The following is a 21,376-nucleotide window of genomic DNA, read 5'->3' as shown; positions in this document are numbered from 1 at the left end:
CGACAACTCCCCAACAACCGATACTCGTTAGCCCACCATGCATAAAGGATGAAAATATTCATTTTCAATATAGCTTAATAAGCCGAAGTACATAACTTGTATCTTATTTTCCTCAAAAGAAACTGTTTTTCAGGTTCCGGTATGCCTTCAACCAGTCTTGCAGCCATCACAGGCAATAACCACTTATCTATGCTTTCTGCAGAAGTGTTGGTTAACTTCATGTAAGAGTTCAAATAAAATCTCGCAAACAGTTTTCTTACGGTCCGAATGAATAATTTTGTTGCTTTTGGCACGTCCGATGGAAGATAAGAATACCGTATCATAATTAGAGTTCTTGCGACATCACCGCATGGATTCCCCGAAGTGGCGGTCATCCAATCAAGTACTTTCGCTTCACCATTCGTCATAATAATATTGTCGCTATGATAATCACCATGGCAAACTTTGTTACCGTCTGGTAACTGCATTAAATAATTTAAAATCAGTTCTTTTTCTTCCTTGTTTAACAGGTCCGTTCCGGAGATGTCCCGAGAAAGGTATTCTTTTTGAGAAGGCGGTTTATCCGTTCTCTTTTCGTGAAATGAAGCTTGTAAATCCGCAAAAAAGTGAGCATTTTTTTAGTAATAACGGTTGGGATGATAAGACTTGTGTAAAGCTTCTACCGATTATTTTTTCATAAATGATGCCCCATTTATTATCTAGTTCCGTAAGTTCTCCTACATTAGGAGATCGGATGCCTAGTTGATTTATCACTCTACTTGTTTCGTATTCTTTTTCAATATGTTCAAGAGGTACCCTTTCATAAAACAGCTTTAATACTTCTTTATCACTTAATTCAAATACTTCAGCTGTATTACCTCTCCCAATCAGTTTACCTATTGACATTCAATCACCGCACCCTCTTTTTTATGTAACAATAGCTGAATCTACGCAGCTACTTCTCTCTAGTTAGCGTAATAAGCAGCTTCAAATTCACATGGTGATACATAACCAAGAACTGAATGACTTTTTTCGGTTGTATAAACATTCAATGTACTCGAAAATCGTTTGTTTTGCTTCTTTCCGCGTACGGCGTTCATTGGACACCTCGAACCTATTGTAAAATTTGAACAAAAAAATTAATTCCTTATTTAGCCATCGTCCCCCGTAATTCAACAACCATAATGGAGATTGTATATTATTATTGTATCTCTACCACAAATGTATATGATGCATCTCCATTTGACCATCGAGCAAAAATTTCAATAACATATCTTCCGACTTGTGATGGTAATGTTAGTTGATTTTGTTTTAAAGGTAGTTCTTTTGTACGTTCCTCACCTTTCCACGAATAAACATTTAATTCTGGTTCAGAATTATCGCTAAACTCGATATTTGCTGTGGAACCTTGTGGAACAATTTTTACTTTCATTTTTTTAGCTATTTCAGACGGTGCAGCAGCATCCGCGTTCCTCACCTTTTTAGATAAAAGCCTCTGTGTTTCCCATTGATAAGTACCTTTTGATGTTTCTATGGTGTCATCATTGATTTTCACAATTGCTTCTGGTGGTTCTGTTCCACTTGAGCAACCAGCTACTATTAATAACATCACTGTTGTTAAAGCAAATAAAAACTTTTTAATCCTCCTATTTATCACCTCCTTATCTTATAAGACGCCCCTTATTCAACTAAACTTCCCCTTAGCTTAATAAGAAAAAGGAGCTGCGGCAAACAACTCCCTTATTTCACTCTTGCACTTGTTCGTTCAAAAATAAACCTGAATAAATGAACGACTCATTACGGCCTAAAATGCTGTACAATAACTCCTTTACCATCTTCAACTTCAACTTCTGCCAACGCTCCATTTATAAATGTGATTTGCGGAGGTACATGACCACAGTCTATATCATAAATAATTGGAATTTGAAGTTCATCAGCGAGTCCTTTATATACATCTTCAACAGTATAGTCATCGACTGGATGGTTGGCAGCACTGCGTCCAAATAGTATACCTGAACAATGATCAAACCAACCTGCTAGTTTCATTTGAACTAGTGAACGTCGTAAATCGGTTGTAGTTAGCTCGCAGTTTTCCAAGTACCAAATTAAAGGCTCGCTATCAAAATGTTTCTTCCTAAAATCTTGTACTCTACCATATGGAGTACCAATAAGATGCCTGATGACATCAATACAACCACCAAGCAATCGACCTTTGATCTTTACATTGCCAATTGAAATGGTTTTCCAATACGTATCTTCTGTTAAATGAAAAACACATGGAGATGGGTTATCATGTTGCCATTTCTTTTGATATTTACTCGAAGAATATTGGGTAACTGAAGCCCCTGTTTCCGTTGATAAAACCGTTTCCCACATGGCTGTTGTATCATCGGAGTATTCACCTCTTAAATCTACTAGGTTTGTTCCATGAGCAGTGGCTATTCCTGTGTTTAAAGTAATTGCCAATAATAGAACACTTGTATCCGAGTAACCTAATACCCATTTTTTATTTATCTTTTCAAAATCAATTTCTTCTAGTATTTCAATTAGTAGTTCACCACCCCAAGGAGGAATGATGATATCAATGTTTTCGTTTTGCATCATTCCAATAAATTCATTTGCTCTCCTTTTGGCACTCGCAGACTTCGCTTTCTCTTGTGTCCAAACCGTTTCTCCGCAAACAACTGTATACCCTTTTCTTTCCATGCTTTCACATGCTTGTTTAAACATATGATGTAATTCTGCCTTTACACCAGAGGAAGGTGCTGTTACACCAATCGTTGCCCCTTTTTCTAAAAACGGATATTGGATCATATGCATTTCTCCCGTTCTTTCCTATTGCCAAGAGTAATTTCATATAGTTAATTTTGTTTACCTGTCCCGTTAGCCAACCATGAATCATGATTCACCACAGATGAGGGAAGTTAATTCGTTCTTCCATGGGAGTTGAACAAGAAAATTAACATCATTCTTTAAGAGAGCCTAAAGATAAAAAATGATGTGCCAAAACTGACATCAGTTAGCATATCTTACAACCGAAAACAGAACCTGTTACCATTTTGCGACCCTCTTATACCTTTAAGACCATTCTTACTGTTTTTAGGATATGTCCATCAAAATCGTCATCGAATTCTGAGACCACTTCAAATCCTTTAGCTTTGTAGAAGTTTGTTCCAATTTGATTGTCTTTTTCGACGTTAACAAAAACTTCTTTTACCCCTTCTAAATTTTTTATTCCCTCCTTTAGCAAAGCAGTTCCTATTCCTTTCCCTTGATATTCTGGAAATAAATAAATCGCCAACAGTTCAGTCATTCCATCTTCTTTTACTGGGGAAAAGTTAGCGAACCCCACAACTTTACCATTCACTTCTGAAACGAATATAAAAGAACGTTCTAAACGTCTCTGCATCATATCGTCATTATAAGCAGCCTTTAAGAAACTCTCCTGAATTTCAAGAGGAATAATGCCTTCATAGGTGGAATTCCAGCTTGTTTTTGCAACTTGTTGGACTTGTTGTATGTCTTCCTTTTGCATTTTCCGAATGATCAATTCCATTTACATCCCCCTTTTTGATTGATTTTTTTCTGATAATTTTCAATATTATAACATCAAATTAGCTATTTTTAGACACTTTCTTTATAAAAACTGCAAAAGAACATGGTTTTAAAACCATGCACGTTCAACTATTATTTGTAATGCGAACTAATCGCTCCCCGTGAGTCACACATGCCGCATTCTCAACATCACAAATTATGCAAGAAATTCTGTTCTTCCATAGGAGACAACCATATCTCATCTATACAGCACCATCATAAGAATGAAAATATTCATTTTCAGGATCGTTGAACAAGCAACTATTCTATTGCATATAATCTTCGGACTATGTAACAATTAATTTGATAATCATTTTTAATTTAAGGAGTGCGTATAAAATTGGATGATAAAAAGCAACAGATACAAAAAAAGGTACAAAAAAAATATAGAGAGATAAAACAACAAAGAAAAGAAGATGAAAAAAACAGTAAAGAAGAAGTGTTTATTGTTGTTGCTATCGTTGTTTTATTTATTCTGATGAATGCTTTTTTCAAAGCCTTTTAACGTAAATCATCTTCATGGTAACATACACTTATCCACTCTTACATTACTGACCGTTAGTGAATAAAGGGGTAGCTCAAGCGTTTTTTAACTCAAATCTTCGTTAGTTCAGTATTCAGGCTTTTCTTTCATAAACATGAAAATAGTACACATAAGGATTTTTGTCGTCAGTTATCCCTTTCTCAACAGATCCTTCTTTCCATTCATCGAAATGAACTTCTAGAAAAAAGGTATCTCCTTCGAATTCGTGATGAATTCTTGTAATATACATCTTGTTAACGTAAGGCAGGAACATTTTATATATTTGTTCTCCTCCAAAAATGAAAATCTCTTCTTCATTTTTACATAACTGAAAAACATCTTCGATTGAATGAGCAATTTCACAACCTTCAAAGGTAAAACCCGTATCTCTTGTTAAAACAATATTTCTTCGCCTAGGTAACCCCCTTCCAATGGATTCAAAGTTCTTTCTACCTAATATGATTGGATGTCCCATTGTAGTTTTCTTAACATACTGCCAATCTTTTGGTAATCGCCACGGAATGTCATTATCCTTGTCAATTACTCTATTTTTGTCCATCGCAACAATGAAAGAGATATTCATATATAACACAATCCTTGACTTTCTTATTCCTATGCTTCCTTGGCTGACTTAGAAAAAGGTATCTCTCGCCTTTCGGAAGTGATTCGGCAGCTAATCCCATAACCCTTTACATGTATTTTCTTCAACTAAACTACCCCATTCGTATCACATAAACGACTGGCTCTGTTATTATTTGTTGCTAAATTTCAAACTAAACGAATAGCCACCATATCATAGGTGGCTATTTTTGAATTAATTATTGAACCCGTTAACCAACTATGAAGTTTGATTAAGCTCATTTGCCATCTTCTTTAACTATGCCGCATAAAGCTTTTTATTTTCCTTTACTAACCAAAAACAGTTACGTTTATCCGATAAAAATTATTTTATCTCTGTTGAAGGATGTAATGTATCTTTATACAGATCTACATACAATTGTCCGTTTGTCCCGATAACAGCATATTGGATTTCATTCATGTTTAAGTTTCGTTTTTTAAATTCTTGCTTAATCCAATTCATACTATATTTTTGCGTTAAATTTTTTTCGATTACTTTGCCATCCATGACTATTTCAATCGGTAAACTTAACGCACCGTTATGTTTTAAAGATAAATCACTCTTTGTTACATTTTGGTATTTCTCTTTTTTTAAAACGGATAAATTACCGCTAACTTCTAATAAGGCGTATTCCACTTCTTCGATATCAAATATTCCTAATTCTCTAAGCTGTCGATTCAAATCATCTAAGGAATATTTTATTTTTCGCATATTGGATTCCAATATCTTTCCTTTTTCGATCATCACGATAGGTTCCCCAGATATCCATTTTCGGAGTAACCTGCTTTTAAATGATGTAATGGTTAATAAATAGTAGATTACAACAAGTGTAAAAAAAGAAAACAACATAGGAAGAAATTTTATGTTTATGTCAAACGCCATATTTGCTACGAATGAGCCCACAGTAATAGACAGCGCGAAATTAAAATAATTTTTATGGGAATTGATTTGTTTTCCAACAAAGAACGTTAGAAACATGAACAAAATAAATGATATAGCTGTCCTAACTATCGTATGTATAATATCCTCCATTTTACAAACACCCTAATGCGTTTTATTGTGTGTAATCCATTTTTATTATTACAAATTGTATCCTCCATTATCCGTGTATATAAAAATTAAGGATGAAGCATGCAAAACGCTAAGGGATTCGTTCCATGATCAACGTATATGAATCCAAAAAAATAGTCGAACAACAAGCCTTCTTAACAGAAATTTTTCTACCAAAACTATTAAACGAAAAATGAGGAACGGATGTCACTGATATTCCTACTCTGGATGATGGTTAGTGTTACTTAGCATCCGTCATAGATTTACATTCGAAGAACACGTAAATTTCTTGATTTTGTGGCTTGATGTTGCCTGGACCCAGAAAACTCTTTCCATTACTTTCTTTATATTGTAAGCCCAGCTTAACTCTTTTGCGATTTGGACGATGGACTTGCCTCCCTCCAAGCATCATTCAACCGCTTGAATCTTGTATTCTTGATCAATTGTTCTCTTTTTCATGATTGGACACCTCGAACCTATTGTAATTATGTTTATTATCATCTCTCTGATCTTCGTGTCCAATCATGTCTCCAGACTAAATTAGTTCATGATACGAATGCCACCAACTAGCCTAAGAAGAAAAGAGTTGCCGCAGCAATCCCAATCAAATCATTTATTCATAAAAAAGTTGATCATTTACTGGCTTGTCAATTCTTACTTTTGTTCTCGTTATGCCTTTTGCAATAGATTCAACAATTCTTGTTCTGAAACGGGATGATAAAGGGCTTTATCCGTGTTTGTCATTACAGCCCAGTATCTGTCACCGTATGACCAGTGCCACCATTCGGTAAAGTAGTTCACAAAACCAACAGACTGAAGAGCATGTGCGAGGATCTGGCGATTTTGCATGGCTTGGACGCTGATGTTTGTTGCATCAAAAAAAGTTGCGTTGTCCGTTTCTTGTGGTATGGCATCAAATGGTATGCCAAGATCCAATTCCATACCATTTGAGTCAATGAGGGTTAAGTCTACTGCACCACCTGTTGGATGAGGTGCTACATCAGGAGGTGCTACGTATTTGGATGCCTCAGCCATTAAATGATCTAAATTTTGATTTGAAGAATTTTCCTTTATCCGTTGTAATGCCCGCTCAAAGGCTCGCTGTTGAATATGTAAAGGCCTGTATCCTTCCTTAATGAAAAAACGGATACCTTTTGGAAGAAATTTTTTAGCTAAGGAAAGTTTATTAGCTACTGAAAGGCGGACAAAAGAAAAGTAACGACTCCTGTTAGAAAGAGATGGATCCACAACGATATCTGGATCAAAGTGAACAAGGTCAACAAATGGTTCTTGAGAAGGATGTACGTTAATTGCGGAAACTAATGGATCACTCATTAAGATTTTTCTTAATTCTTTCATAAAATATCCCCTTCTTGTAATGGTTTAGCTATCTACAAAAAACTCCAGATTCTTCTGTTCCATCTCTCAGAAAACAACTCTAAGTCTTTCATACGACCAACAACATTTTTTGTTTATATAAATGTCTAGAAAATTATACCATCTTATACCGCCCTGTAAAAAGGCTTTACTCCTTGAAGTAAAGAGCCTGTTCACAATACTTTCTCCATATCCAGCATCGGGGAAAACCCAATACTTTCATAGATTCTCCTGCCCTGTGAACTTGCCCATAGTCGAGCCCTTTTTGCTCCTCGCTCTTTTAGCCAAGTACAGACTTCTTCCACCAATTGAGAAGCCAAGCCTTTTCTTCGGTGATTGTTAATCGTATAAACACAAATCACCCAACCAAAAGGAGTTTGCTCTTCACTTAGAGGAGTGGCATACTCCATTCTAATAAGTCCTCCTGCACATGCCACAATATTTCCATTCTTATCAACCGCAACTCTGAAACTTAGATTATTCTCTTCACTTTCCTTGAGAAATAAGTTTTTAATTTCGTTAATACGTTCCACGTTTGGTATAGGTATACCATCCTTTTCCCCCATCTCACATGCCATTTTAAACCAATATTCTGCAAGCAATGGAATCTCGTTTTTTGTTGCCCATCTTGTTATATACATCACATATTCCACCTGCACATTCTTATTTTACTTAGATATTCAATATTCTTTCTTTTAATCCTCCTTCTTCAACCAGATTGCTTGTTCAATGTCGTGTAGTCTATTAGAATTTTTACAATGATCCATAAGCATAAAAAATCCCTGAATTTTTATATTAAAAAACAGGGATTTTTGTTTTATTTAGGCACTTAAGGATTTAAGCAAAATATGAATTCAACGATCGCTATCCGTCGTGAAAGAAATAAATACTTATATTTGTGTTATTGTTTGAGCGTATATCCCACAGTTCACCATTAAATTATTCCCGTAGGGTTAATGATTCCTTTTGTTTTATAGAATACACCACAAAAAGAAATAGTCCAGTTAATACAAACCCCATTCCTCCGAAAAAACCAAGTATTCTATTATTTACCACTTCCAAAATAATACCAGCTACGAACATGGATATTCCAATTAATGTATTTGAAATGGTAGTGAGTAACCCAAATACTAAGCCTTGATTGTCACTAGGTGTTTCCTTCATAACAATTGAATCGAAGCACGTATTGCAAATACCTGATACAAAAGAAATTGAAATATATATAATAAAAGCAATAGATGCTAAGTGAACTTGACTTAGTATAATGAGAAATATGCCTTCTAATATTAGAGTTGTCAAACCAATTAATAAAAGATGTTGGTGTATACGCTGAGCTATTATAAAACTTAGCATTAAACCAATCCCGAGGGCCCCATAAAAAAGACCGACTCCTATATCACCAAGATGAAATTCTTGAACGGCGTAGATGCTAATGAGTACATTATCAATTCCATTAAAAAAAGGAACTATTAACTCAAATAAAAATACAATATAAAGCGTACTAGATGTCATTATTAATTTTTTAACGGTTGTTATAGAATGGAGAATGCTAGATTCACCATTTTTCTTATCACTTTTCTGTATATTGCAATTTTCATCTATTAATGGGAGAGGAAAGATAATCATAGCAGCTAATAAAAATGAAAGGCCATTTAACCAAAATGTCATATCTGGTCCAAAGAAAAACGTAACAATACCTCCAGAAAAGGAACCTCCTATTAAAACCACTCCAAGCATTACCTGTTCTAAGCTATTAATCTTTATGATGTTTTCTTTCTTAACAAGTAAAGGAATAAGTGACTTTCGTGCAGGAGCATAGATAGCTTCCCCTGCAGCTAAAATAAATGTGCTTAGATAAATGATCCAAATATTCGATTCGTCATTTACAAATACAAACGAGATAGCAAAAATAATTCTTGATAAGTCCGTTAATATGAGTATTTTTTTCCTTGAAAAGCGGTCAGCTAAAAATCCACCAAAGGGACCGAATAATAAAAAAGGAACAACTCGAATTGCTAAAGCGATGCCAACAGCCAATCCTGAACCTGTTAACTCTAGCAGTATAGCCAAAAGAGCAACTTGACTAAAACGGTCCCCAATACCATTAACGATTCCTGCCCAAAATAACCTTAAGTAATTTTTTTCTTGTTGGAGGATATCTATGGCACTAATCACAAAATCACCTCTTTTACTTATTTCAGCAATACCTAATTAGATATATATCTAATTAGATTCACAAAAAAATATCTGACCATTTCTTTAGTAGTTGTGGAGGATTCACTACATTTTTCTGATGTTCAGAAACAATAACTAGATTCAAGCCTTTTGATAATTAATGTATTCTTTCCGCGTCTTTCATTGATGAATCCGATATCACGAAGCTTAACGATTGATGGTTTTAAACCAAGCTTCCCCGCTATCGTCTAGTTCACGCAAAGGACCGCGCCACAATAATACAAGAATACGAATTCTTATAGTGGGATCACCTAAGTTTTTTATGGAAACTAACTAGCTCGCTTAACTTCCATATAATCCCTAAAAATACAACTTGTACATAATTTGATGATAATCTAATTTGATAATAATCTAATCATCTTATCAACACAACCTTTTTGATAAAAAATATATTTCTTACTCCATTTTTTTGCATCGTTAGTAACATAATGATTTTTGAATAAACTACATACTTACGCGTAAGTTGGTTTCTATTAAACAAAAAAAGGAAACACATATTAGTCATGTATAATATGTGTTCCCCTTTATTCTTTAGGACTTTTTATTACAAATAGGTCTTGGATAGACATTGTTTTTCAGAAGCAGAGATTTTATACAGAAAATGAAGTACCTCCTTTATACTGAAAAAACACTTGTTGACGTTAAGGATTTTATGACAATAAGAATAGCCTTCCCCTTTACAGCTGACTTGAAAGAAAAAGGAATGATTGAAATGAAACGATGTTATGTATGAAACAACTTATTGACAATTTACAACAATTCTTAATTCATGTATTCGTTATAGTTATGTGGGTATAATTTGGTCATTAAATTTGACAAAATTATATCCACTTCTTACGCGGTTAACATGTCCTTCCTTTTGAAGTAATCTTCCGTTTGTTCAATTTGAAGCTCTTGCTACTGGCCTTTATTTTCTCTATTAAGCAGAATAAGTTTTTTATCTTTTGTAAACATTCTTTGTATGGAGTAAATGAAAACAATACTTGAAATAAAGATGATATACGTATAAACATTAACGTAAAAAGTATTTGTATATTGATTTATCCAGCTAAAACGGTAGATTCTAGAATTTACGTTAGATGGAGGTCCTCCGAGTTGTTTAATTAAGTCTAAAACATATGTAATTTCTAAAAAAGCGGACATGCTTAAAATACAAAATGAACCAATACTCATAAACAACAAACCTCTCTTTGAAACACTCATGTTAGTGAGGACTTTCCATAACCCCCTCCCAAAGAACAAAAATGAAAATGTAGCTAACATCATAATAAGAAGCCCTGGATTTCCGTTCCCTGAAGTGACGTGAGGCTCTATCGTAAAAAGTTCCGTTAGATGTAACATCAATAAACAAACTAAAAATGATATAATAAGTTGTTTAGAGAATAACTTCAATATAATTCCTCCTTATCCATTTTTACGAATTTATATAAATTATAAAACAGCCCTAATACAACGGTCGCATTATATTTAGGATATCCATGCTACTTTATATCGTTTTTGGCGGCGATTGTCTTCTTCTGTCAAGAAGCGTATGAAATAAAAAACCACACCACTAATGCCTACCTTAGTGGTGTGGTGCAGAAACGTTAATCCTTATTTTCTTATAAATTGTTGTGTCCAGATGTACCCGTTTTCTTCAAAACCTACTCCGATATGAGTGTAATTTTTGTTCAAAATATTTGCTCGATGGCCTGCGCTATTCATCCAAGCTGTCACTACTTCTTGCGGAGTTCGTTGGCCTTTCGCAATATTTTCTCCAGCAGCTGTATAAGAAATACCAAACTTTCTCATCATTTCAAATGGAGAACCATATGTCGGGCTGTTATGGGAGAAATAATGGTTTACTGCCATATCTCTTGACTTTTCACGCGCCACTTTGCTCAACGCTAAATCGACCTTTAAAGGCGGCAAACCATATTTCGCCCTTTCTTTGTTCGTTAAATCTACTACTTGTTGTTCATAAGCCTTTAATCCTGCTTCATTTTCATTCACTTTTTCGTTTTGACTTGGTGCAGGCGCCTGCGTTACTGGATTACTTACAGGCGCCTGTACATTCGCTGACGGTTTTTGGACAGTTGTTGTGGCTGGTTTTTGCTGTAACGGTTTTGTCACTTCTGTATTCCCTGTTTTATCTAAAATATATGGAAAATGTAACTGAAACCAATTTTCGATATCTTGAATACTAGATGGATAGACATTATATTTAACTTCATAGCTTTTTATAGCTGGACATGGAGCAGGCCCAGCCGCTTCCGTTTTCGCTGTAAAAGATGCTCCTACAATCGCTAGAGATGCAACAAGTGAAAATACGACTTTTTTATTCATTGTTTCTCCTCCTCCAATCTCATCCCTTGCTTGCACATACATCATAACACGGATTTTTTGTAATATTTTTGGATAAATATGGAGATTGGATGGATTTAACAGTGTTTTCTGTAAGAAAAGATTTTTTCATGAAAAAATCCAGCTCTATCCCCGAGAAAAGCTAGGATTGTAAAAAAACATCTTTCACGGGTATTGAATCCTATTTTGGAATTTCTAGTAACCATTCCCATCTATTACTTACAAAATAAAGATTGACAAAGTTTAAGAAAAGGATAGAAATTAACATTTTTTACGATCATGTTACAATGCAGCATTTTGTTTATAAGTTTTGGTAAGAAATTTTTGTCGTATCTCGTCCAATCTTCATGATTTCACAACAATTTTTCAAACATTAGCTTAAACCCATTATATTTGTTTCGGTTTTGTAGTATAGTACGATTAGGAAATAGTTCATATTCTAAGGAGCGTGTAACGATGATTGTTCATGAGTTAGTTAGTACAGAAAATTTGTTTGCCAAAGAGTTAAAGGAAGGGTATTACGTCATTCGTAGAAAATATAACATACTAGATATCCATCTATGTAGCACGGATATGATTCAACAATTTGACTGTGGAACGGAAGAAGTTGTTACTGTTGTCTTCGATCCTGGCCATGAATATTCCCTCATCTGTCTTGGTGTATATACATTTGAAAACAAATCGCCTTCCCTCGCTAAATTGAAGGAGATACTTCAAACGAAGCATCAAGATCTTTTCCAAACAGAAGCGGTCTCAGCGTGAGACTGCTTCTGTTTGTCGACAAGCTAAGTGCAGAGAAAGTCTCTGTACTTTTAGCTTTTATTTTTGTAAATGACACAACTTTTTATGACTCAATATCAAGAGTATCATTTTGCTCCAAAACGAACTCAAGATCACAAGAGAACCTTCGAGAACAGTAAGGGTAATTAAAAGTGTATTCCATAGTGATGAGAACGACCTGAAGTCCATTGATGAATTGTTTCTGAAGGGACTTTAGACCTCAAGAGATACAATTTTCCCTTCTTCGTTTTTATGCCCGTATATTTCCACGATTTCATTTTCATGTTCATCCTAATTATTCCATCCCACTGATGCCGATAGCGATATCAATTTTGGAATCTCCTCATAACTAAATGTGAATAAGTTCACACACGTTCCTTTCACACAAATTATCCCTTTGAAAACTTTTATGAAAAAGACTTTTCTATCTCTTCAACAATTGATTCTCCTTCACTATGGTCAGTGTCTAACCATTGCCATTTCTCGTATAACCTAATTCTACCATCAGGCAAAAGCTTAGGAATGGATTTACATTTTCCACCCCTAATCTCATTTTTGATATTAACGTGATTATATCGAAATTCTAGACTGCCATCATTATTAACGATTCCTATAAGCATTCCGCTTACTATCTCACCACCCGAATATGTAGCAGTAATTATATTTCCCTCTTGTTTGTAATGAAAATAAGTTTTTGAAGAAACTTCACCATTACTGGTATTTTCAACAGAGACAAAGGTCCGATTATTGTAATTGATCAATTAAATCTCCCCCGATAAAGTTTTTGATCATTATAACAACTTAAAAGGTTTGGTGTGAATATTTTTTACATAATTTACCGACGTTTTTCAACTGGTTTAGTTCAATAAGAAAAGCTGCCTTTATGGCAGCTTGATCTTCCACTTAAGCACACGTTTGTTGAAGAAGAAAAGGAGCATTCCTTGTTAAATCTTAATACCAAGACCCAACTTTTTAATGTGATTTTAATTTGATTTCTTACATAAATATTAATTGATGTACTAATTTGGTATAGGAGACTGATCGTTGATGGACGTTTATGATGGATTTTCACAAAACCTACAGTCCTATTCGAAACCTTGTCCGAATCCTTATTGCTACAATTCAAATTGTAAGTGCGGGTCCAAATGTAAATGTACACCTAAAAACCAATGTGGCAGTAAGGAAGCAAATCCCCCAAAAATGATTCTCTCTAAATTTGTAGACGAACTTCCCATCCTACCTGTTTTAAAACCTCGATGGAAAGATCAGTTTCATACTTATTATGAAGTGAATATGACGGAATTTAGGCAATCACTCCATAGTGAGTTAAATGATACAACTGTATGGGGCTATGAAGGCAGCTATCCAGGACCTACAATTGAAGTAGAGAGCGGAGAAAAAGTGTTTATTAAATGGATCAACAATCTTCCAGATAAGCATCTTTTGCCGGTAGACTATACGGTGCATGGTGCCCATGTGGATGTACCGGAAGTACGAACGGTGGTACACGTACATGGCGCTAGTGTTGAATGGGAAAGCGATGGCTACCCGGAGGCTTGGTTTACAAAGGGATTCAAACAAGTCGGTCCATATTTTAGAAAGCAAATATATCGATATGATAATGACAATCGAGCTTGCACCCTCTGGTATCATGACCATGCGCTTGGTATCACGAGGCTCAATGTGTATGCTGGATTGGCAGGATTCTATCTTATCAGAGATCACCGGGAACGTTTATTGAATTTACCAAGTGGGAAATATGAGGTCCCTCTTATGATACAAGACAAGACTTTTAATAAAGATGGTTCTCTTTATTACCCGAAGCAACCAGAAAAACCAGTCCCGGAATTAGAAACGTCGATAGTTCCTGAATTTATTGGGGATACCATCTTGGTGAACGGAAAAGTATGGCCGTATCTAAAAGTGGAACCCCGTAAATATCGATTCAGGCTGTTAAATGCATCTAACACTCGTTTCTATAGGCTAAAGCTTGATTCGGGACAACTTTTTTATCAAATCGGGACGGATGGAGGATTCATGCAACACCCGATAGGAGTCAAAGAAATCACGTTGGCACCAGCAGAACGAGCAGATGTGATCATTGATTTTACCAATCTTGAGGGCAAGAACATTATCATGACAAATGATGCCCCCGCTCCTTTTCCAACCGGAGATCCGCCAGATGAAAATACAGGTACTGTGATGCAGTTTAGAGTGATTCTTCCACTGTCAAGTGTTGATACGAGTGTTATTCCGGCTTATTTGATGCCTCTTCCAAAAATAAAAGAACAGTCAGCTTCAAAGATGCGATACCTAACATTAAATGATAATATGGATAAGTACGGTCGTGAATTCATGCTATTGGATAATAAACAGTGGGATGCCCCCATAACAGAAAATCCAAAATTGGGTTCAACCGAAATATGGTATCTAATTAACTTAACTACGGATACACACCCTATTCATCTTCACTTAATTGATTTTCAAATATTAGACCGGAGAGATTTCGATGTAGAAAAGTATAAAAAGGAGAAAATGATCCATTATACGGGTCCGGCGATGCCTCCCGAACCACAAGAACGAGGATGGAAGGATACAGTGAGAGCTAATCCTAACCAGGTAACTCGAATTATCATGAAGTTTGGTCCTTATACAGGGTTGTATGTATGGCACTGTCATATCTTGGAGCACGAGGATTATGAGATGATGAGACCGTATATTGTTATTCGATAATAGACTCTGCTCTGTCAAAAACAAGATGGAGGCCTTTTTCTTCTAAATGTATTAAGATTTCTATTACCTTATTAGTTTTATAGAGTCATCTTAACTTTAATAGGAATCAGCTTATTATTTGGAGATTTTATACTTATTATGAAGCGGAACAGTTAGATCCGTTTTATATAGTTGAATAAAGAGATAGTGGGATCTTTATTCGTCTGCAAGTACGGTGAGCAGGTGTTTTTGTTTCCCTCGACACAAACAAAAAGAGTCGATTATTTTATTAGTCGGCTTCTGTTAATCGAGTTACGCTTTGAATATGGTGATTTTCTATGTATTAGTACGCGAACTCCATTTCTTCAAGAATAATCCTATTCCATTCTATATCTAGATAAAGATAAAAACAAGGCTTTTACTTTGTTAATATATATAGCCTTTATTGTTTTGGCTCCCCTGCAAACAAACGATAACGATATACGAAGTATGAACCAGTATGAACCAAATAGTATGGGCAATAACAGCTTATTTTAATGCATCGTGGTGCCAAAGTTATTGGCTCATTGACTTTCACAAAAAAAGGTTGTTTTCGTATCAATTGAACCTTATAAGTGAAGTCCTTGTAACGTTCATGAAATAAGATGAACTATAAATCGTACAACTGCCAATGTTAAAAGTAAATATATGAGCCAATCCAATACGTTTCCATTTGTATTTTTTGCTGTTTTACTTTTTCTCATTTACCCCCCTCTTTTACAAAAAAAGTAAATCACAAAATCATTATAACCTAATTTTTTACTGTTGAAATGTATTTTTTTATCTATTTGATTTTAGTTTTTTAATATAAAATGTTGACAAACTATTAACCGGTTTAACTCAACAAGAAAACGGAGTTGTCGTGAACAACTCCCCTATTTCACTGTTGCTCCCCGTTAGCCAACCATGAATCAGGATTAACCCACAGATGATGGAAGTTAATTCGTTCTTCCATGGGAGTTTAAGAAATTTGCATATTGTTTTTTTATTATTGTGCATAAGAAGAAATAAGATTTTTTACCCATCGTTCAAATGCTTTGTCCGTGTCTTCTTCCTTCTTTGTCATAAGCCAACGCTTTTCTTCGGGTGTTCTCTGATACCACGCAAGTGTATGAATGCTATCTTCATAACCTTCTTCGTTGCAATAAGTTTCCAAAAAGAATAATTACTTTCCATCGGAACAAATATAACAATAGCCTTCATATGTTATTCCTGAAATTTCTGTAGTAGGATGAGAGTGATGAATTTCACATAAGCATACATATCCCTTTAAGGCTTCAAAAATAGAAAGAAATTTAGGTAATAATTCTTTTTTAATCGGAACAGATAATGTTGTATACGTCCCCTCTTTGGGAACAGCATCTGTAAATTGAAAAGACACCCATACATCATAGTATTGGTCTTCTTCATAATTCCCTTTATTCCTATCTCTTTCATAGTATCTCCAATATTTCCCTACAATCTTTTCAATATGTTTATAAGGAGGTAATTCATTCCCATATAACAAAATCAATTTCTTTTCCATCCATTTATCACAACCTTGTCAAAGTCTAAATTTCTTGAAATGACTACTCTTTTTATGGTTATTTTATCATTTCTTCTTCAACTATCCTGCCCCGGTTATGCCTTATTCAAGCATCGCTACCATTAGTCGAAAATTAACTAACCTCTTTTTAGTAAGTACTGGTGTATTCGATGGCCTTCCGGGACTGGAGGAGGCCTTTAAACACTGCACCTCTATTTTTAAGAATATTAATTATAACAAACCAATTAGTATTATCAAAAATTAATATAAGAAAAATATTGATTCCCCTTGTTCTGCTGTTTGACGAACCTTTTCACTGTCATACGCGGTATCATCCCGTACAAATTCGATATCCTCTGCTGCAAAGAAGCAAGCAGTTCTAGTGCCACTGCCGCATCATCTTATGAAGGCTCCCAGTGTCCAAAAAATCACTTCTCATTATTGTAAATTCTCCGCCTTTTCATCGAAGTTACGAACTTCAGGAATTTCCACATCTGTTTACATTTTTACGGACTAGTAAGTAGTTCCAAACTTATGTGAATATTTTTACTTAAAAAGAACAATTGACAATCTGTGTCCGCTCATAGATAATACGTATAGGAATAGGAGCGTACATTTGTTCGTTTGTTGAGACTAGAATTTATGTCGTTCTTACATGTTAATAAAAGGAGGTGATTTTAGATGGAAAATGCCATTCAAAAAATTACTACGTGTTTCATGTTCAATGGCAAGGCTGAAGAAGCAATGAATTTTTACACCTCTGTATTTGACCAATCGGAAATCAATAGTGTTTTTCACTATGAAGATGGAACAGTATCATATGCTACATTCACATTAAAAGGACAGACGTTTATGGCTATGGATAATAGCAACAAACAAGAATTCCCTTTTACTCCTGCAATGTCACTGTTTGTAACATGTGATACCGAAGAAGAAATAACCAGAGTTTTTGAGCAGTTATCGCAAGATGGCATAGTTCTAATGCCATTAGCCGCTTATCCATTTAGCGAAAAGTTTGGTTGGGTGGAAGATAAATATGGTGTTTCATGGCAATTAAACCTTGCAAAAAGCTAACGGTTCGTTGACGACCAAATTTTAAACGAATACAAGATAGAAAGAGGTCATTCTTATGTCATCAACAAACTCAAGTCCATCCATGGCTTCACTATTACGTAATCGTTTCGTCCAAACGATTATGACGGCTGGCTTGTTTATTCAGGTCGGCATTTGGATACGTAACTTTGCTATTCTATTGTTTGTCACGGAGAAGACAGATGGGGATGCGCTTGCCGTCTCACTCATATCCGTGGCCGAATTTGCACCGATTTTTATCTTCTCCTTTATTGGCGGTACGTTCGCAGACCGTTGGCGACCAAAACGAACGATGATCTGGTGCGACTTTTTAAGCGCTATATCGATATTTATCATATTAATGGCGCTCTTGTTCAGCACATGGAAGGTGGTTTTCCTCGCAACATTCGTCTCCGCGATCCTATCACAGTTCTCTCAGCCTTCGGGGATGAAGCTGTTCAAAGTGCACGTTCCGGGAGAACAGATGCAGGCGGGTATGTCATTATTCCAGACGATGATGGCTATTTTCATGATCATCGGTCCGATATTAGGCACCTTCGTCTTTCAACAATTCGGTATCTACATCTCTATGGCGGTAGTAGGTATAGCTTTTCTATTATCTGCTCTCGTACTGACCTTATTGCCTCCCGACCGAATTGAGAAGAAGGACGAAAGTGAGACATCGCTCTGGGATGAAATGAAACTCGGCTTTCAATATGTGTGGTCACGCAAGATTCTTGTGACTTTGGGAGGCGTCTTCATGGCTGCTGGGTTAGGGATTGGATTAATCCATCCGTTGGCCATCTTTCTAGTAACAGAGCGCCTTGGTCTAGAAGAGGATTACTTGCAATGGCTGTTGGCAGCCCACGGAGCAGCAATGATCATCGGTGGCGCTGTGGCAATGGTATTCTCCAATCGGATTGCACCGCACATCCTGTTGATGCTGGGGATGGGAAGCATGGCTGCAGGAATTTTTGTGATGGGTTGGTCCACTATGTTCTGGCTTACCATGCTGGCTGAGTTTATCATCGGTCTATTCATGCCCGCTCTCCATATCGGCATTAACACGATTATACTGAACAATACCGATGAAACGTTCGTAGGACGTGTTAACGGAATATTGACCCCTCTGTTCATGGGTTCAATGGTAATAACGATGAGCTTGGCTGGTCTGTTGAAAGAACAATTCTCTCTGTTCACGATCTATCAGGCCTCTGCAGCTCTCTTCATCATTGGCATTCTGGTCATGCTTCCGATGTTCCGAATGCTTAAAACAGCTGAAGTCGAATAGATAACAACACTTATTTCTTCATTCAACGAACAAATCCCATTAGCCAGCCATACCACGGTATAGCAGCACAGATGATGAAAATATTGTGTTCGTGTCTATATATAAAATAAGCTGTTTGACATATTATAACTAATATGTTCAAACAGCTTATTTTTATTGACAATTTTGTCTTCATATAAGCGTGGCCTATCGATTAAAAGAATCTCTTTTTCCAAAATATGATTGCTGTCGTTGTTGACAAAATTGTCGCAAATGTAAGCGGGATAAAAAAAGCATGTGGATGATGTTGAAATGGTAAATCTACATTCATTCCGTAAAAACTTGCTACCATTGTTGGAAATGACAGTACAATGGTGATAGATGTTAGGAATTTCATTACAATATTTAGGTTATTGGAAATAATTGATGCAAAGGCATCCATCATGTTACTTAAAATCGTGCTGTATGTATCTGCCATCTCAATAGCCTGTGTGTATTCAATCAGTACATCTTCTAAAAGATCTTTATCCTCTTCATACATTTTTAAGTAGTTTTGACGAAGCATTTTTTCCATTACAATTTTGTTTGAGCGAAGGGATGTTGTAAAATAGACTAAACTTTTTCCTAAAGCAAGCAGTCCATATAGTTCCTTGTTTTTCAGGGATTGATGCAACTCACGTTCAATTTCATCTGCTTTTTTATCTATTTGTTTTAGATATCTTAAATAGTAAGTTGAAATGACATAAAGAAGTTGAAATGCAAAACGCGTTTTCTTATATGTATAAAATCCTTTTACTTTTTTATCAATAAAATCATGTAAAATCGGAGCATCATATAAAGATACTGTTACAAAATTATCCTTAGTTATGATCAGCCCGATTGGAATCGTTTCATATATTTCATCGTCCACTGTGACATACGGATAATCGACAATAATTAGTACCGCATCTTCTTCTTTTTCGATACGGGAACGTTCTTCTGTATCTAGTGCATCTTTTATAAAGTGATCAGGAATGTTAAGTGCGTTTGTTATATATTCAATTTCTTCAGGTGTTGGATTAATCATTTGAATCCAACTTCCTTTTGTTATTTCGCTTTGTTTCTTTAATAATCCTGTCTCATCAGATAAGTAGTAGTGGATCATTTTCACTTTCCTCCTTTAACTTAGAAGGAAGATAAAATGGAGTTGGCAGAAGTATTGATTGCTATATCCCTGCCCTTATTTTTCATTCTAGCCTCCTTTTTATGATGTAACGATTCTAGGTCAAGCAAACTATAGCTACTCAACACAATCAACCCCTTTCTTTATAAATCACTCCACTTCTCATAATAAAAACGATATCTCTTCATTGTAGAGTTAAGTTTAATCACAAAAAGCTTTCACAGAAATTCCATTTAGTGCATCTTCAATCTGTTTGATTAAATATTGAATACTATCTTGCTGCACATCCATTTGTTGTAGCTGTTCTTTGTAAATATACATAAGAGGTTCTTGTTTACCGACACGCGATTGATGATGAGCAGATCCAACAATTGACCAGTCACCGTCTTTCCATATAACAATGGTCTCAAATATTCCCTCTGACACCACTTCACCAAACGCTTCTTTTTCCATTAATTCAATTTCAATCTCCATATTATTCTCATTATCCTCCTATAAAAGGTTATATGACGACCGTTTATACATGTATCCTATTTCAATACCATTTTGTCCTATAACTATATAATTTCATCTTAATGATTAGATTTGAATGCCCTTTCCTTCAACCAACCTTTTCGTTTAGATCACCCATACATTCCTACTTCTACCAAAACCCTTACACTAAGAACTAAGAAGGATCCGAATTTCCATTTCTGACTCCGACATATATCAAAGCAATAAACGTTAAAAGTTAAAAATGGCTAAGAACTTACATAATACTATTCGTTCAGTGTATGCTACCAGACAGATAATTATCCCCAATATTTGAAGTCACTTCTCGGTCTGATTCTATCATAATTCAACACTAATTTTATATCCAAAATCCTTTTGACTCTGATTCTTTAATCATTGCTTGTAGAAGTTGTTTTCCAATTCCTTTTCTTGACTTACCTATTCGCTTTCATCTCTTCGTTTTTATTAACACTGTACGTGATCATAATGTTGTCATTGCTTTCATCTTACGAAGATGTTAGATGTTGCTACGGAAGAAAGCTCCGGAATCTACAAGAAGCCAATGGCCTTACTCAAAATCGCTATACAATTTAACTATACTATTC

20 protein-coding genes and 1 pseudogene are annotated in these 21,376 nt (G+C 35.4%); 5 read left to right on the top strand and 16 right to left on the bottom strand.

Going from position 1 to position 21,376, the window contains the following annotated elements; all coding sequences use genetic code 11:
• Window positions 1–74: 74 nt before the first annotated feature.
• The 5 genes from HNQ85_RS18070 to HNQ85_RS12200 form a co-directional block, all read right to left on the bottom strand.
• A complete protein-coding gene (locus HNQ85_RS18070) occupies window positions 75–467 on the bottom strand; it encodes a phosphotransferase family protein (RefSeq protein ID WP_181538014.1) in 393 nt (130 codons plus the stop codon).
• A gap of 91 nt (window positions 468–558) precedes the next feature.
• Window positions 559–885, bottom strand: a complete 327-nt coding sequence (locus HNQ85_RS12215; protein WP_181538013.1) for a hypothetical protein — start codon at window positions 883–885, stop codon at window positions 559–561.
• A 295-nt stretch (window positions 886–1,180) separates the two neighbouring features.
• Complete coding sequence (locus tag HNQ85_RS12210; protein ID WP_181538012.1) at window positions 1,181–1,636, bottom strand: hypothetical protein; 456 nt, start codon at window positions 1,634–1,636, stop codon at window positions 1,181–1,183.
• A gap of 140 nt (window positions 1,637–1,776) precedes the next feature.
• Complete coding sequence (locus tag HNQ85_RS12205; protein ID WP_181538011.1) at window positions 1,777–2,793, bottom strand: S66 family peptidase; 1,017 nt, start codon at window positions 2,791–2,793, stop codon at window positions 1,777–1,779.
• 256 nt (window positions 2,794–3,049) lie between these two features.
• Window positions 3,050–3,535, bottom strand: coding sequence for a GNAT family N-acetyltransferase (locus HNQ85_RS12200; protein ID WP_181538010.1), 486 nt, complete (start codon window positions 3,533–3,535; stop codon window positions 3,050–3,052).
• Between the two features lie 378 nt (window positions 3,536–3,913).
• On the opposite strand from HNQ85_RS12200, the gene HNQ85_RS12195 reads away from it, so the two are divergent.
• A complete protein-coding gene (locus tag HNQ85_RS12195; RefSeq protein WP_181538009.1) occupies window positions 3,914–4,078 on the top strand; it encodes a hypothetical protein in 165 nt (54 codons plus the stop codon).
• A gap of 112 nt (window positions 4,079–4,190) precedes the next feature.
• Here HNQ85_RS12195 and dfr read toward each other — a convergent pair whose 3' ends face one another.
• From dfr to HNQ85_RS12165, 6 genes are all read right to left on the bottom strand, one after another.
• Window positions 4,191–4,679 carry a DfrD/DfrG/DfrK family trimethoprim-resistant dihydrofolate reductase gene (dfr, locus tag HNQ85_RS12190; RefSeq protein ID WP_181538008.1) on the bottom strand — a complete coding sequence of 163 codons (489 nt, stop codon included), beginning with the start codon at window positions 4,677–4,679 and terminating at the stop codon, window positions 4,191–4,193.
• Window positions 4,680–5,039: 360 nt separating this feature from the next.
• Entirely contained in the window at window positions 5,040–5,564 is a 525-nt protein-coding gene (locus tag HNQ85_RS17640) for a DUF421 domain-containing protein (RefSeq protein WP_281363469.1), read from the bottom strand.
• Between the two features lie 870 nt (window positions 5,565–6,434).
• A complete protein-coding gene (locus tag HNQ85_RS12180; RefSeq protein ID WP_181538006.1) occupies window positions 6,435–7,124 on the bottom strand; it encodes a M15 family metallopeptidase in 690 nt (229 codons plus the stop codon).
• Between the two features lie 191 nt (window positions 7,125–7,315).
• On the bottom strand, window positions 7,316–7,783 hold the full coding sequence (locus HNQ85_RS12175; protein ID WP_246326860.1) for a GNAT family N-acetyltransferase: 468 nt from the start codon (window positions 7,781–7,783) through the stop codon (window positions 7,316–7,318).
• Window positions 7,784–8,081: 298 nt separating this feature from the next.
• Window positions 8,082–9,317 (bottom strand): MFS transporter, encoded by a 1,236-nt coding sequence (locus HNQ85_RS12170; RefSeq protein WP_181538005.1) that lies wholly within the window; start codon window positions 9,315–9,317, stop codon window positions 8,082–8,084.
• A 1,653-nt stretch (window positions 9,318–10,970) separates the two neighbouring features.
• Entirely contained in the window at window positions 10,971–11,702 is a 732-nt protein-coding gene (locus HNQ85_RS12165) for a CAP domain-containing protein (RefSeq protein ID WP_181538004.1), read from the bottom strand.
• Window positions 11,703–12,176: 474 nt separating this feature from the next.
• Between HNQ85_RS12165 and HNQ85_RS12160 the strand changes: the two genes are divergently transcribed.
• Window positions 12,177–12,482, top strand: a complete 306-nt coding sequence (locus tag HNQ85_RS12160; protein WP_181538003.1) for a hypothetical protein — start codon at window positions 12,177–12,179, stop codon at window positions 12,480–12,482.
• Window positions 12,483–12,907: 425 nt separating this feature from the next.
• Here the strand turns inward: HNQ85_RS12160 and HNQ85_RS12155 are convergent, their stop codons facing one another.
• A complete protein-coding gene (locus HNQ85_RS12155; RefSeq protein ID WP_181538002.1) occupies window positions 12,908–13,261 on the bottom strand; it encodes a n-acetylglutamate synthase in 354 nt (117 codons plus the stop codon).
• Window positions 13,262–13,700: 439 nt separating this feature from the next.
• Between HNQ85_RS12155 and HNQ85_RS12150 the strand changes: the two genes are divergently transcribed.
• Window positions 13,701–15,233: a multicopper oxidase family protein gene (locus HNQ85_RS12150; RefSeq protein WP_181538199.1), complete on the top strand. Its 1,533-nt coding sequence runs from the start codon at window positions 13,701–13,703 to the stop codon at window positions 15,231–15,233.
• A gap of 1,183 nt (window positions 15,234–16,416) precedes the next feature.
• Here the strand turns inward: HNQ85_RS12150 and HNQ85_RS12145 are convergent.
• Window positions 16,417–16,776, bottom strand: coding sequence for a hypothetical protein (locus HNQ85_RS12145; protein ID WP_181538001.1), 360 nt, complete (start codon window positions 16,774–16,776; stop codon window positions 16,417–16,419).
• A gap of 273 nt (window positions 16,777–17,049) precedes the next feature.
• Window positions 17,050–17,177 (bottom strand): annotated as a pseudogene (locus tag HNQ85_RS18150) (ISNCY family transposase); the annotation flags it as partial.
• A 280-nt stretch (window positions 17,178–17,457) separates the two neighbouring features.
• On the opposite strand from HNQ85_RS18150, the gene HNQ85_RS12140 reads away from it, so the two are divergent.
• Together HNQ85_RS12140 and HNQ85_RS12135 are read left to right on the top strand one after the other, a co-directional pair.
• The gene (locus HNQ85_RS12140; RefSeq protein WP_181538000.1) at window positions 17,458–17,850 is read left to right on the top strand and encodes a VOC family protein; all 393 of its coding nucleotides are present in this window, start codon (window positions 17,458–17,460) and stop codon (window positions 17,848–17,850) included.
• 55 nt (window positions 17,851–17,905) lie between these two features.
• On the top strand, window positions 17,906–19,138 hold the full coding sequence (locus tag HNQ85_RS12135; protein WP_181537999.1) for an MFS transporter: 1,233 nt from the start codon (window positions 17,906–17,908) through the stop codon (window positions 19,136–19,138).
• A 193-nt stretch (window positions 19,139–19,331) separates the two neighbouring features.
• Here the strand turns inward: HNQ85_RS12135 and HNQ85_RS12130 are convergent, their stop codons facing one another.
• Window positions 19,332–20,261 carry a magnesium transporter CorA family protein gene (locus tag HNQ85_RS12130; RefSeq protein WP_181537998.1) on the bottom strand — a complete coding sequence of 310 codons (930 nt, stop codon included), beginning with the start codon at window positions 20,259–20,261 and terminating at the stop codon, window positions 19,332–19,334.
• Between the two features lie 219 nt (window positions 20,262–20,480).
• A complete protein-coding gene (locus HNQ85_RS12125; protein WP_181537997.1) occupies window positions 20,481–20,753 on the bottom strand; it encodes a hypothetical protein in 273 nt (90 codons plus the stop codon).
• Window positions 20,754–21,376: the final 623 nt, after the last annotated feature.

The organism is [Anoxybacillus] calidus (genome assembly GCF_013760845.1).
Classification (GTDB): domain Bacteria; phylum Bacillota; class Bacilli; order Bacillales; family Anoxybacillaceae; genus Paranoxybacillus; species Paranoxybacillus calidus.
Note: the sequence above shows the minus strand (reverse complement) of the source record. Positions and strands in the feature narration are given on the sequence as shown.